The sequence below is a fragment of the Pseudomonas sp. WPR_5_2 genome (assembly GCF_003634475.1).
Lineage (GTDB): Bacteria > Pseudomonadota > Gammaproteobacteria > Pseudomonadales > Pseudomonadaceae > Aquipseudomonas > Aquipseudomonas izuensis.
The window spans coordinates 614,781-628,757 of sequence record NZ_RBLA01000003.1 but is presented as its reverse complement, the minus strand read 5'-3'; the positions used below and the strand labels follow the sequence as shown (position 1 = coordinate 628,757).

Sequence of the window (13,977 nt, the reverse complement as noted above, 5' to 3'; positions counted from 1 at the left end):
TCGCGCTTCATTTGTAACGCGCGGCGGCTTTGCTTTTGGAAAGGTTCGGAGCCATGACGTAACGTGCCGCAACGAATTTGTCCCAGTCGGCGACATCCGGCAGCGACGGAATGGTGACCAATTCGCCCTGATCCAGCCCCGACAATGCCGCGTCGACCATCTCGCCCGCTTCCATGACCATTTCTGCCGGGATCTGCGACGCGTCGATACCGGAGCGCTCCCAGATTTCAGTACGTGTGACCCCTGGCAACACAGCCTGGACCTTGACCCCGGTGCCATCAAGCTCTGCGTTCAACGACTGGGTCAAACTCAATACATACGCCTTGCTGGCGCTGTAGGTGGCGTTGAATCGCTCGGGAAACAGCGCCACCACTGACGCGATATTGATGATCGTGCCCCGACCCGCCTTGGCAAAACTGGCCGCCGCTGCCGAAGCCAGACGTGTGACCGTCGTGACGTTCAACTGGATCATCCGCTCCAACTGATCGGTATCGGCATTACCCAGCAAGCCATCGGCCGCCACGCCGGCATTGTTCAACAGCAAGCTGATGCTCGAATCGCTGCGCAAGCGTTGCTCGAGTTTGAACACGTCATCCTTTTGCGTCAGATCCGCCTTGACCACCTCGACCTGAACACCATATTCAGCGCGCAATTTGCTCGCCGCGTCGTCCAGCCGCTGCTGATCGCGAGCAACCAGCAGCAGATCAAAACCACGTGACGCCAGACGCTGCGCGTAAACCGCGCCGATACCGGAAGAAGCACCGGTGACGAGGGCCGTACCTTGGGACTGAACAGAATTCATGGCAGTGCTCCTGTGAAATGCTAAAGGGAAAGCCTGGCGCGGAATGTCAGGGCGCCTCAGCGGCAAACGAATTTATTATAGGCATAATCTAATCTGCATATGATAGCCATAATTTTCACAGCACCGACAGAAGGTTTTTCCCGGCAGTGTTCGCCGGGATGCAAAAAGGCCGGTCAATGACCGGCCCCTTGGCGTTGAATAATGAGCTTAGTTCACTTCCAGCTTCTCGCGATTGCGATCCAGGATCGCCTTGCCGATGCCCTTCACTTCCAGCAATTCGTCCACCGAAGCGAATGGCCCGTTAATGTCACGATACGCAACAATCGCATTAGCCTTGGCCTCGCCTATACCAGACAACTCGCGCTGCAAAGTTGGCGCATCGGCCACGTTGAGATTGACCTTATCGCTCTGTGCCTTCGAGGCCACCTCTTGCATTTGCGGCACATTGCCAGCCTCCTTTACAGCGGGTGCTGCAAGGGCAGCTGTGGAGAAGCTGGTGAGCAGGGCAAAAACCAGGGAGTAGAAATAGCCAGTACGCATAAATGACGCTCCATGACATCGATTGAGGAAGCAGCTTTTCCGAAGCTGCCTCCCAAACTTAGGCGATGTCTGGAGCCTGTCAAAAACGTATCTGTTGCGGGATATGAAACAATCAGGGTTCGAGGCGACGTTGCTGGTAGATCCAGTCGACGATGTCGCCGTCGGGGGTGTAGCCGCTGACGGTGTCGCTCAGCAGTTGCCGGACTTTTGAGTAATCATCCTGATCAACCGCCGTCAACAACGCCCGTAAACGGCCCTTGAGCACATCCCAGGGCAGATGATCCTCGTTGGCGCTCATGATCATGGGATGTTGCGTTGCCGATACGTTGTCGCCAATCAGCAACTCCTCGTAAAGCTTCTCCCCAGGACGAAGACCGGTGAATTCGATCGAGATGTCGCCTTGCAGGTTTTTGTCCGAACGCACACTCAAACCGGACAGATGGATCATTTTCTCTGCCAACTCGACGATCTTCACCGGCTCGCCCATGTCCAGCACGAACACATCGCCCCCCTGCCCCATGGAACCCGCCTGGATCACCAACTGCGCGGCTTCGGGAATGGTCATGAAATAGCGGGTGATTTTAGGGTGAGTCACCGTCAACGGCCCACCGGACTTGATCTGGCTGTGGAACAGTGGAATGACCGAACCGGACGACCCGAGCACATTGCCGAATCGAACCATGGTGAAACGTGTCTTGTTGACCCGGGACACATTGGCCTTATCGCCGAACAGAACCGGCGCAATCTCGCGACTCAAGGCTTGAAGCGTCAACTCGGCCAGGCGCTTGGTGCTGCCCATCACATTCGTCGGACGAACCGCCTTGTCGGTGGAGATCAATACAAAGTTGGAAACACCTGACTGCAACGCCGCCTGAGCGGTGTTGAGCGTGCCTATGACGTTGTTCAACACCCCCTCGGCGATGTTGTGCTCGACCATGGGCACGTGCTTGTAAGCCGCGGCGTGGTAAACCGTGTCCACCCCCCAGGTCTTCATGACATCCAGCAGTTTGTCCTGATGACGAATGGAACCGAGAATCGGCAGAAGCCGGACTTGAACCGAGTCGCGACAACCGCGCTGCTCCAGTTCCGACAGAATGCTGTAGAGGTTGAACTCGCTGTGGTCAAACAGCAAAAGTGTGGTCGGGCCAAGGACGAAAATCTGCCGGCAAAGCTCCGCACCGATCGAACCACCCGCGCCAGTCACCATGACTGTCTTGCCTTTGATACAACGCTCGAGCAGATCCGGTTGCGCCGGCACCGAATCGCGCCCCAGCAAGTCGGCAATGTCCACTTCCTGGATGTCTTCGACCTTCACCCGGCCACTGGCCAGATCGGTGAAGTTCGGAACGCTGCGAATGTGCAACGGGAAACGCTCGAGGAACGTAAGAATTTCCCGACGCCGCGCACGCGTGGAGGATGGCAGCGCCAGAAGAATCTCCTGAGCGCCCGTCTCATCGATCATCTGCTGAATATGCTTGGGTTTGTAGACCTGCAGACCGGCAATCACCCGATCCGCAATGCTTGCGTCATCATCGATGAAAGCCACAGGGCGCATGACCCGGCCCATGCGCAGCGCTGCAACCAACTGATTTCCCGCCACGCCTGCACCGTAGATCGCCACTTTGGTCAGGCCATCATCGCGGTTGGTAAATGGCACATGATGAGCCCCGGAGAACCAGTCCCCCATGAAGTATTGACGCATGCACAGGCGCAAACCGCCGATGATGACGAGGCTAAGCCACCAGTAGTTGAAGACGATGGAACGTGGCACTACCGCTTCGTGATTGCTGTACCAATAGACCACGAGCGCCAGGACCAGCGATGAGAGGCTGACGGCTTTGACAATGGCGATGAGTGCGTCGTTTCCGAAATAGCGCATGACGGCGCGGTACATGCCAAAACGGATGAACAAAGGGATGGCAACAATGGGCGCGCAAACGAAGAGCCAGAAATGCACCTTGAACGGGTTGTACATATCGTCCACACCTAACCGGACAATAAAGGCCAACCACAAGGCAGCCCAGACCAGCACAATATCCGTGGCGACCTGAATCAACCGTTTTCGGCGTCGGGGCAGTCCTACCAGGTACTCTCTGATTTTATCCATAAACCCTTCAAACACCTCAATCACTCCTTTCAGCGCCCCCTTCGCCATGGTGAAATTTCAAGGGCGCATCACGATGACTCTAAACCTAAAAGACACGCTAGTTACTGCTTAGTTCTTGACCAGCGGAACTTCCAGTTCTCCGGCGTGAAACTTTACCGCCAACACGATCAACGGTACGTAAGCCAGCATCACCCCCAAGGCACCGTCCAGACCAAAGCGCGTCACGCAAACGGCGATCGGTACCAGCCAGAACAGATTGATCACGCCCACCGTGACAGTCACCGGCAAGTGCTTGCCAAAGCGACGTGAAGCGAACTGGTAGGCATGACTGCGATGTGCCTCATAGATTTTGTCTCCTCTGAGCAATCGACGAAACAGCGTGAACGTCGCATCAACAATAAACACCCCAAGCAAAATCAGCCAAGCCCAAAGCATAGACGGACTCAACCATGCTGCCTGTAGGGAAAGTCCGCCCAACACAATGCCGAGAAACCCGCTGCCGGCATCGCCCATGAAAATCTTCGCGGGTGGAAAATTCCAGAACAGGAAACCGGCCACGGACGCGGCGAGCAGCAGAGGCCCCCACATCAGACTGTCGAGCCCTGACAACCAATAAAGCAGGCAAGCCCCGAGGCAGGCACAGATGGCTTCGACACTGGCAATACCATCGATGCCGTCCATGAAATTGTAGAGATTGAGCAGCCACACCAGATAGAACGCGGCGAGCACATGACCTGCCCATCCCAAACTGACATCGATGCCGAAGACTTCCACGGGAGGCAATCCGCCCATCCAGGCCAGAAACCAGATTGCCGCAGAAAAATGGCCGAGTAAGCGCCAACGTGCAGCGATATGGCCGTGATCGTCCATGAAACCGATGATCGCAATTATGGCGCCTGCAATAGCCATAGCCAGGAAGTGGGCTAATGGAATCCGGCCCATCAAGAACAAAAGAACCAACGCAAAAAGAAAAGCCACAACGATGGATACCCCTCCGCCCCGAGGAGTAGGAGTCGAGTGCGAGCTCCGCGCATTGGGGACATCCATCAAGCTGCGGGACAACGCATATTTACGCAGTTGCGCAGTCAGGAAAAAAGAAATGCCGGCAATCACCGGAATAAACCACACGCAACTCATGACTTTCGAGAATCCAGAAAATGTTGTGCTGTAAGACTCAAACCATGATCCAGACTGACTGGAGGAGTCCAACCCAAAAGTTGCCGATTTTTGCTGAGATCGACCTGCAAAGAGCCGAAAAGACGTTGAGCAAGGGCCTGCTTGCCGAGCAAAGTTGACATTGTGCTCATTAACCAAACGGGTATGGGAACGAGATGTGCCGATTTCCCCATGCACCTGGCAAGCTTGCGCAACAGATCAGAGGTAGAAACATCATCACCGTCGCTCGCCAGAAAGGTCTGGTTGGCCGCTGCTGGATGATCGAGGCAGGTCACTATTAAATCTACAAGATTATCCAGGAAGATCAGACTGCGACGATTCCTGATAGCGCCAAAAGGCAACGGTATACCCTTATAAAGCCACTGCATCATGCTCAGAAAATTGGCTTTTACCCCGGGGCCATAGACCAGGACGGGGCGAATAATCACTATCTCCATGCCGGTGACCGTCGCGAGAGCTTTTAAACCTTGCTCCGCTTCAAGCTTGGAGAGTCCATATGGATCATCGGGGTTTGGAACATCATCTGCAGTGAAGGGCACACCTGCCAACGTACCCTCTCCGTTGACCTTGATAGAGCTGATGAAAATAAACCGCTTTACTCCAGCGTCGGCAGCCTGGCGAGCGAGATTCAGAGTGCCCTCGACGTTCACCTTGCGAAATGCAGCAAGGGCGTCAGCAGCCTGCTCACGCATCACATGAACCCTGGCGGCAGCATGCACAACAACATCGACGCTCTTGAGTAGCGCCTTCCAGTCGGTCTGGCCATCAATATCGGAGATTTGTACTGCATTCACCCCTTGGGGCAGAACCTCGCCAAGCGTTCTGAGGGGCAGAATGAGATTATTCCCCCCCATCGATGCGAGACGCAGAGCAACAGCCTTTCCTAAAAAGCCGGAACCGCCAGTAACTAGAATGGACTTGGAGATCATCTTTAAACTCGAGGGTGTGTAGATGATTCAACTCAACAAAGATCGATAAACCTTCGCATAAGAGTCAACCATTCGCTCCGCTGTAAATACCTGTTCAAAACGCAATGCGGCCCGTCGGCCCATCGCACTGCTTTCTTCAGGATTTTCCCAAAGCGTAATCATAGCCTGCGCCAATGCATCGGGATCACGGGGCGGGACGACGAGTCCGGTTTCACCGGCAATGTTTATGTAGGTTGTGCCCGTGCCAATCTCACAAGAGATAAGCGGCTTGCCAAACATTGCGGCTTCAAGAAGCGAAATACCGAATGCTTCAGAACGAAGATGAGAGGGGAACACCAAGCCGCAGCACAACATCAGCAATGCAGTTTTATCAACGTCTGGCAGGCCACCAAGAAAGTGAATATTGGTAAGACCCAATTTCATGGCCTTGGCCTTCAACTCGGCCTCCATAGGTCCCTGCCCCAAAATAGCGATCGGAAACCGTGCCTTGCAAGCGGCCTCGAGCAGATAATCCAGACCTTTGTAATAACGCAGGGCCCCGACAAAAAGAAAAAACCGCTCTCCCAGCTGCGCCTTCCAATAACTCAACTTCTCCGAAGGAACATCTGGATAAGTATTTTTGTCCAAACCAATCGGGATGACAGTGACTTTATCCTTAAACCGCTGGAGTGTCGGACTGCTTTCTATATATTTTGGAGAGGATGCGATAATTCGATCTACGCTACCTAAAAAACCGTGCATTAAAGGCTGGTACAACTTCAGCAGGGTTTTCTGCTTTACAATATCCGAGTGATAGCTAACAACCGTAGGCTTACGTACGCGCGATACAAAATGCACCACATCCATGAAAGGCCATGGAAAGTGATAGTTGATAATATCGGCCTCTTTGGCCAACTCGGCAAAATCCTTGAATGCTGACAATGAAAAGCCAGTAGAGGCCAAATGCAAATCCAGCTTTGAGGTATGAGCCAAGTGCTCACCGACTTTCACGTTACGTGTAGCCCCTTGCGCACTCAGAGACAGTACTTGCGCAGTAATACCATGTTCCCTTCCCCCTTCCGCAAGCTGAAAGATGACTTGCTCAACCCCCCCCATAGTTTGCGGATAATAGGTTTTAAAGAAATGGAGAACTTTCAATTTGCTGTTTTCCCTGCAATTTTCTTCGCCGGCACTCCAACATAAACTCCCGGCTCTTCCAGATTACGATGTGCGCAAGCACCTGCTCCCAAAGTCACACCATCATGAACCCTAATACCGTCAATAACAGTCGATCCCGCGCCAATAAAACAAAAACGTCCTATATGGCATCGTCCCGCTACAGCTGCTTTTATAGAAACATGAGTAAAGTCACCCACTACGCACTCATGCTCAATAATCGCACCGGTATTTACAATACACCCAGCCCCTACAGAGGCCATAGGACCAACATGAGCATGATGAGCTACCAGCGTTCCCGGACCAACTGTCGCACCAAAACCCACCGTCGCCACTGGCGAGACTAGCGTAGCGAGCGGCCAGCCACGCCCCGTTACCCAATCACACTGGGTTTGACGGCTAACGCCATCACCCGAAGCAGGCATGACAGACCATCCATCCGGCAGTTCTTCGTCCCAGCTTCGTAGGACTGGAAATTCCCCAAAAGTTTCATTTGGACGAGCGTTGCTATCGATAAAGCAAAGTTGTTTTATACCTGATGCCAACGCAACATCAGCCACTGCGCGAGCGTGACCACCAAAACCAAGAATGAGTAAACCAGATAAAAAAGTCATGGGCCTCGTTCCTTTCAAGAAATTTCCGGTCTTGAAATTTTTTCCAATATATCAATATGCTCGTTCACAACGTCCGTCCAGCTGCGCTTGGAGAGCAATTCATAAGCGTCCTTTTGAACAGCGAGCAACTCGTCGCGATTCAAAATCCCCCACTGAATACGGTCGGCGATATCCTTCCAATCATATGGGTTGAAAAAAGTCATTTCTTGTAAATCAGAGCCCACCAAGACCTCTTCTGTGACAGGGATACGGGCCATGACAACAGGCGTTGCAACAGATAGCGCCTCAGTGAAAGTGAACGGACACCCTCCTTCGCTCAAGCTCGGGTTCACGGCTAGATCCGCTAACTTGTAACACGCCGCCAACTCCTGAACCGTTAATCCATGCACACACAGAACATCATTTTCAAGATGATTATCCCGGATAAAATCCTTTACCACAGGAAAGCCGTCAGCATGCCCCGTCAGAATCAACTTATGGCGGATAAAATCATTACGAAGAAGGTACTTGTAAGCCCTAAGCAACGAAATTACGTTTTTATTTGGGCGAAACTGGCTAGCATAAAAAATAAACTTTGCATCACCATTAGCAAACGTCGACGAATATGAATAATTTGACGACTTCTTTAGTGCTCTCTTGAAAAGAGTTGTACAGTAATTATTAGAAGTAGCTTCTACATTGGAGAAGCCATGGACAGTCACCCGACCACTTAAATCATTAGGTGCATGATGAACCACTGAAACAGCTGAAGGCTTTACGGCGTACCTTTCGACGAGAGTTTCCCATTTAACACTTTTACTATAAGTGACAAAATGGTGTCCGCCATGAATTGCGGCCTCGACCCTCTCATAGACTTGCAGGAAGCGCTCTCCACCCACTTTTGAAAATCCGATAGGAAAATCTGAAAGCACTACATCAGGAACACACATCAAGCGTGGCGCTTGAATTTTATTAAATGCAGGCCAAAAGGCTGTTGGGCTGTACCAGGCTTTTACTTCCGTCATTTTATCGATGAGCTGTAGCATGCGGTCAGACTCGACTTGTTCCAACCCCCGATATAGGCGAAGTACAAACGCGTCTTCTTTAGGTGCACCCGCAGCCGCGCGCAGGCGGTTAGTTTGCCTCATCACGGGCCTTAGAGCGCGACGCACAACAATTTTCAGTTTCAGTAGAAGAGCATATATTGGAACAAATATTAATAGCGGGCTAAATAAAGCAAAAAACAACAGCAGAGCTGCAGCCTCGACCCCCAATCGAAACACACCGGCATAGGAATCGATAGAGATCAAACGACTTTCAATATTACCTGCCAACTTCGCCTTCAAGAAAAACAACTTTTTGACAAGTCTTTGTTTAATACTAAGGTTTTTCAGTTTTTTCTTTCTGGCGACGTACGCTTCGTAAATTCGCAAGATCATAGGCGCATTTGAAGGAGAAACGACTTCAAACAAGTCCTGTTGGACACCTTCACTCAGAAACAGATCTTGAAGCCCTTTTTTCGACCAGCTCGGGCAAACCAATACAAACTTCACATCATCTCGTCCAGCCGCACCCTTAAGAAATGCAGCAAGGTACCGACCTAGCCCCTCATGTCGGAGGTCCAGCCCTGGAGCGTATGCCAAGTAAATCCCAAACTTTTTCATACGCACTCCCTTACTACTTGCCAATAGGCGCTCGCCAACTTTTCTATGCTCTGCTCACCCAACACTTCACTAGATGGAAGAAAATTACGACGCTCCAAACATGAGAGCTCCATTTCTTTCAGCTGACTTGCCATGTGCTTTGGCTGGTCAGACTTCATCCAACTTAAACTCAAGGAGAATTGCTGATCAATTTCTCTCATAGCAGGGTAATCACTGCTTAATGAGGGAACACCGAGACCGGCAGCCTCAACAACACTAAAAGTACCATTATCTATCGAACCCGCATGCCATAAAAACGCTGCACTGGCCAACATACTTTGGTAATTTCGATCTGGCAGCTCACCTACAAGCTTGATATTTTTCTTTAACAAACGACTTTGCGCCAGCAAATCAGCCAAAGGCTTAAGATGCGGGACAGAGCTTTTAAACAAATCCTTGGTATTGACACCTGTAATCCTGCATTCCAGTGTCCCACCCAACTCTTCATAATAAAACTTTAGTGCTTTCAAAGCATTTACATGATTCTTGTGTATAGCAGTGTTAGTTGTCCACAGAAAATAATTCGCACTGTCAGCATAACTACCTTTCAAACAGGAAAAATCAGGAGCAAGCATCGGTAATTTAAATACTTTATCAGCTGAAATTCCTGCATAGTTAAGAGCGTCTTGTTTAGTGAATTCAGTCGTCACCAAGACTTTTGAGGCAGATCTCGCCGCATCTAAATACGGCTGATCTGCACCAAATGGAAGTATTGGAACATATCGCTGTAGATAATCAAAAATAATAAGTACTGACGGGCGCATAGGTAACAATGGAGCTTCCAGACGATCCGATACGACAAGCCAGACATCGCAATCCTGAAGATGATTTATACCATCGTCGATGACCATGTAACGATTTTCTTTAGGCTCCCAACCTTCGTGCCCGGAATATCGCATAGCTCTACGAGCCGTGGCTGCATTTAATGACTTCCAATGAAATGGACGAATCCGGATCTCATCTGAAAGATCTGTAAACTCTTCAGAAGGATAACTCTCTGGCTTATCCAAGTGTAGAAAGACAATATCGGCTGGCTCGCCCGCTTGGCGACTTCCATGATATAAGGCATTAGCTAGGAGTTTTGCACCTCGCAGGCTACCACCTCTATATTCAACAGGAACGATGACTGCAATTCGCTTACGACGAACAGGACGATCAATGCTTTCTTTTTTTACCGACTCAAGTTCTGCGAGTACTTTTTTGAATCCATTTTGCCAAGCCTGTTCGCAGTTTTTTGCTTTCATCGGCTCAAGCAAAATCATCTGGGATTCACGGATATTCTTTATAAGCTTTTGATCACCACTCATCAGTTGCTTTGCTTTAGCTTTCGCCTCTGCGACTGTCTTGCAACGACCAGGCAAACCAATCCCGCCCATTTTATCAAGCATGCCTCCTGCCATAAACAACAATGGCATGCCCGCACGAATCGCCTCGAAGGGGTGATAGTGAATATGATTTGGCTCAGTAGAATGATAAAACATCACTCTATGCTGTTTCATATTATATTCATGCTCTTCGCTGGACACAAAACCCAAAACATTTTTATCAGAAACTGCAATAGGCTGTGCCCCACCTATCGTGTAACCTATATCCGAAAAATCACGAACGAAGTCTTTATAGATAGTTTCGAAATAGGGAGACGATCCGATTCGAGGACAAACGAAAAGTATCTTCTCCAGGCCTCCCTCCCACAACTCAGGTGCAGCATCCCCCTTCAAACCTACAGGAAGAAAACAATCTCGGCTGGCTAAAAAATTTTGCTCCGAATCTTTTAGATGCTCATAGCCTGCTCCGAACCAAAAGCGCGAGCCGATAGACTTTATATTACGAACTAGTGCTTCACCAGCCTCCTCGTAAAGCAACTGCGAATAGGAGTAGCCTTTCGACAGCCCAAAAACCCGCAATATAATGGCGCCCTGAAAGTGACGTACTGCGCTATTAATTTGAAGTGGAAAGAACCCAATGATTGCAACATCAAAGTAGAGATTTGCAATTCGCCAAGCTTCCTCGCTGGGATTGGAGTACCAATCCTGCGCATTAAGAATATCCAGTTCCGACTTCGGTATCGTTAAACCGGCATCGAAACTAGAGTCGACATTCGCTGAAAGATTTCCCTCATCATAAGGAAAGCTTTTCGGCATGAATATCTCATTCACTCCTAACGCTTTCAGCTGATCAACTTCGAATTTTCGTAATGTTGTATGGTTGAGCAACCAAAGGACTCTTAGCGTCTTCAAAATTAATCCAGTCCGTTTATAACTTTATATTCAGCGACTGCCTCATCACATGGCCCATCAAAAACCAGGTCACCGTGATGAAAAACCAATCCTCGATTGCAGATCGAACGTAACGCACCGAAGTCGTGTGTCGCCAGAACTAAGATTTCCGCTTGTTCAATAAGGCTTGTAATACGTTCCTTGGCTTTGGCCATGAAATTCGCATCACCTGCACCGATCACCTCATCAAGGAGCAGAATATCTCCACCCACCGTGGTAGAGATGGCGAACGCCAACCTGACTTGCATGCCCGCAGAATAGGTTTTAATTGGGTAGTCGATGAACTCGCCCAGTCCTGCGAAATCAACGATTTCGTCCGCTTTTTCACGCATAAATCGTGGGGAGAGGCCTAACAACAAACCGCGATACAAAATATTTTCCCGGCCCGTCGCGTCAGGTTCAAAACCGAGACTCAAATCAAACAGAGACCGAACTTGACCCTCTACCTTGAGAAGACCACTCGAAACCGGATAAAGACCGGCAACCGTTTTCAAAAAAGTGCTTTTGCCTGCCCCATTGTGTCCAAGCAAGCCAACGCGCTCACCACTTTTTATCTCAACACTAATATTTTTTAACGCATGAATATCCGCAACATTGGCACTGGCGGACTTTTTGCTGAACACGCTAGCCATCAGAGACTTTAGTGAACGTTCCTTATACGCAACCGATGCATAATGAAGGTTAACGTTTTCAAGTAAAATTCGGTTATTTTTCATAGGTAAAAAATCACTTTCCGCTCAACCCTGCTGCCAATGATGATAGCTAATACGCCAAAGAATATCGCAGTACCAATACTGAACGCGTAGTTTTGCCACGTCGGCCACTCCCCCTGAAGCAGCGGAGCGCGTATCAACTGCAAAAGGTGATAAATCGGATTGTAATCGACCAGAGCATGAAGCCCGCCGTTCTTGAACATTTTGGCTTCAAAATATACGGGGGAGACAAACCACAATGACTGCATCACTAGTCCCAATGCATGCGGGACATCTCGAAACCGGGTGCTGACATAAGACAACAATGTGGATACTGGCCAAGCAATCATCGCCAATATGGGGAAAATAGTGAATGAAGCCAACCAGCTCCAACCAATATTTTGTGGGAGAACAACCGCAACCCAACCATACAAAGAGATACTGGCCAACATCAACACGATGGCACTGCCGACTACGGTTCTAAGTGTATATATTGCCAGTGGGTGGTTACATTGTTTTATATAAGCATCCGCTTGAACAAGCGACAATGAACCGGCCACGGTGTTAGCAGAAATATACTCCCAAACTATAATTCCGGAGAGAATATAAGGTGCATAAGTAACAATATCTGTATTAAAAAGCCTGCTGAACACCAACGTCAGCAGCAGGGTCAACCCTAGCGGTTGGATGATTGACCAGGTCATTCCAAAAAAAGATCGTCTCCACCGTGATCTAAGATCAGCTAGAGAAAGGTGAATCCAAAAATACCGGGCCGCCCAAACACGAGAAAAATAGGAAAACATTACTTCACCTGAGTAAATATATTAAATTCAAAAGTCCAGTTACTACTGGACTTTCTGAATTCCACTTGGCAATCGGGGTTGATTACTCAACCCCCGATTTCCTGCATTTTAGTCGGCGAAGTAGCTTCGAATCTCGTCAACTACGCACTGCACCTGTTCGCGGGTCAGCGTCGGGTAGCTCGGAAGGTTCATCCCTCGTGAACTAAGGTCCTGCGCGACCGGAAAGGTTTCATCCGTCTTGCAATGCGGCATGGTGTTAGCGGGAGCAAACAGCGGACGTGTCTCGATGCCTTTGTTTTTCAGGTGATCACGCAGCGCCTGACGCTGGCTAGCGTCATCCAGCAGTACCGAGCACATCCAATAGGAGTGACGTGTTCCTGGTTGCTCTGCATGCATCTGCAATGGAAGACCTTCGAGCGCTTCACGATACCAGTCCGCTACCTGGCGCTTCAGAGCGATGATCTCGTCTGCACGCTCCAATTGAGCCAGGCCAATGGCTGCGCAGATGTTGGTCATCCGGTAGTTGTATGCCAACTCGTCATGCCAGTATTCGCGGGTCTTGGACACGCCCTGGCTCTTGAGGTGACAGGCTCTTTCGTGAATGTCCTTGTTTTTGCAAACCACCATCCCACCCTCACCGGTGGTAATGGTTTTGTTTCCGAAGAAACTGAAGGTAGCGACATCACCAAAAGTACCGACATGCTGATTCTTGTACAGGGAGCCGAAGGCTTCTGCACAGTCTTCAATCAACAGCAGGTTGTGCTCTTTACACAGAGCGACGACTGCATCCATGTCACAGCTCAAGCCGTACAGGTGCACGACCATGACCGCTTTGGTTTTCGGCGTGATGCGGCTGCGAATGTCTTCAACACTGACGTTCCAGGTATCTGCCAGAGACTCGGCATATACGACGCTCGCGCCTGTTTGCATGATGGTGTTGACGGACGCGACGTAGGTCAGCGTCGGAACAATCACTTCATCGCCAGGCCCAAGCCCCAACGCAGCCATTGCCAGATGAAGGGCAACGGTGCCATTGCTCACAGTGGTCGCGTGTTCTGCACCAATGTATTGGGCAAATTCGCTCTCAAAACGAGAGATAAACTCTCCGCGAGAAGAAATCCAGGTCGAATCAAGACACTGGTTTACGTATTCTTTTTCACGACCGCCCAAGAAGGGCTGATATACCGGAATCATCCCAGCC

12 protein-coding genes are annotated in these 13,977 nt (G+C 50.1%); all 12 read right to left on the bottom strand.

Translation table 11 applies throughout. From position 1 onward, the window contains the following. Nucleotides 1-7: 7 nt before the first annotated feature. Complete coding sequence (locus BJ917_RS15530; RefSeq protein WP_121103777.1) at nt 8-802, bottom strand: SDR family oxidoreductase; 795 nt, start codon at nt 800-802, stop codon at nt 8-10. A gap of 207 nt (nt 803-1,009) precedes the next feature. Beyond that, entirely contained in the window at nt 1,010-1,342 is a 333-nt protein-coding gene (locus BJ917_RS15525; protein ID WP_121103776.1) for a helix-hairpin-helix domain-containing protein, read from the bottom strand. 112 nt (nt 1,343-1,454) lie between these two features. Then, nucleotides 1,455-3,449 (bottom strand): nucleoside-diphosphate sugar epimerase/dehydratase, encoded by a 1,995-nt coding sequence (locus BJ917_RS15520; RefSeq protein WP_096515517.1) that lies wholly within the window; start codon nt 3,447-3,449, stop codon nt 1,455-1,457. Nucleotides 3,450-3,557: 108 nt separating this feature from the next. Beyond that, entirely contained in the window at nt 3,558-4,586 is a 1,029-nt protein-coding gene (locus tag BJ917_RS15515) for a glycosyltransferase family 4 protein (RefSeq protein WP_096512800.1), read from the bottom strand. Continuing rightward, nucleotides 4,583-5,554, bottom strand: a complete 972-nt coding sequence (locus tag BJ917_RS15510; RefSeq protein WP_121103775.1) for an SDR family oxidoreductase — start codon at nt 5,552-5,554, stop codon at nt 4,583-4,585. Before BJ917_RS15510 ends, BJ917_RS15515 begins: the two co-directional genes overlap by 4 nt. 27 nt (nt 5,555-5,581) lie before the next feature. Next, nucleotides 5,582-6,691, bottom strand: coding sequence for a glycosyltransferase family 4 protein (locus BJ917_RS15505; protein WP_121103774.1), 1,110 nt, complete (start codon nt 6,689-6,691; stop codon nt 5,582-5,584). Next, nucleotides 6,688-7,323 carry an acetyltransferase gene (locus BJ917_RS15500; protein ID WP_121103773.1) on the bottom strand — a complete coding sequence of 212 codons (636 nt, stop codon included), beginning with the start codon at nt 7,321-7,323 and terminating at the stop codon, nt 6,688-6,690. The genes BJ917_RS15505 and BJ917_RS15500 overlap by 4 nt, the downstream gene beginning before the upstream one ends. A gap of 14 nt (nt 7,324-7,337) precedes the next feature. Then, nucleotides 7,338-8,966 carry a glycosyltransferase gene (locus BJ917_RS15495; protein ID WP_256658550.1) on the bottom strand — a complete coding sequence of 543 codons (1,629 nt, stop codon included), beginning with the start codon at nt 8,964-8,966 and terminating at the stop codon, nt 7,338-7,340. Further along, the gene (locus BJ917_RS15490) at nt 8,963-11,146 is read right to left on the bottom strand and encodes a glycosyltransferase (RefSeq protein ID WP_256658549.1); all 2,184 of its coding nucleotides are present in this window, start codon (nt 11,144-11,146) and stop codon (nt 8,963-8,965) included. Before BJ917_RS15490 ends, BJ917_RS15495 begins: the two co-directional genes overlap by 4 nt. A gap of 98 nt (nt 11,147-11,244) precedes the next feature. Continuing rightward, nucleotides 11,245-11,997 carry an ABC transporter ATP-binding protein gene (locus BJ917_RS15485; RefSeq protein ID WP_121103771.1) on the bottom strand — a complete coding sequence of 251 codons (753 nt, stop codon included), beginning with the start codon at nt 11,995-11,997 and terminating at the stop codon, nt 11,245-11,247. Continuing rightward, nucleotides 11,994-12,776: an ABC transporter permease gene (locus tag BJ917_RS15480; RefSeq protein WP_121103770.1), complete on the bottom strand. Its 783-nt coding sequence runs from the start codon at nt 12,774-12,776 to the stop codon at nt 11,994-11,996. The genes BJ917_RS15485 and BJ917_RS15480 overlap by 4 nt, the downstream gene beginning before the upstream one ends. A gap of 108 nt (nt 12,777-12,884) precedes the next feature. Next, a complete protein-coding gene (locus tag BJ917_RS15475) occupies nt 12,885-13,970 on the bottom strand; it encodes a DegT/DnrJ/EryC1/StrS aminotransferase family protein (RefSeq protein ID WP_121103769.1) in 1,086 nt (361 codons plus the stop codon). Between the last annotated feature and the right edge of the window lie 7 nt (nt 13,971-13,977).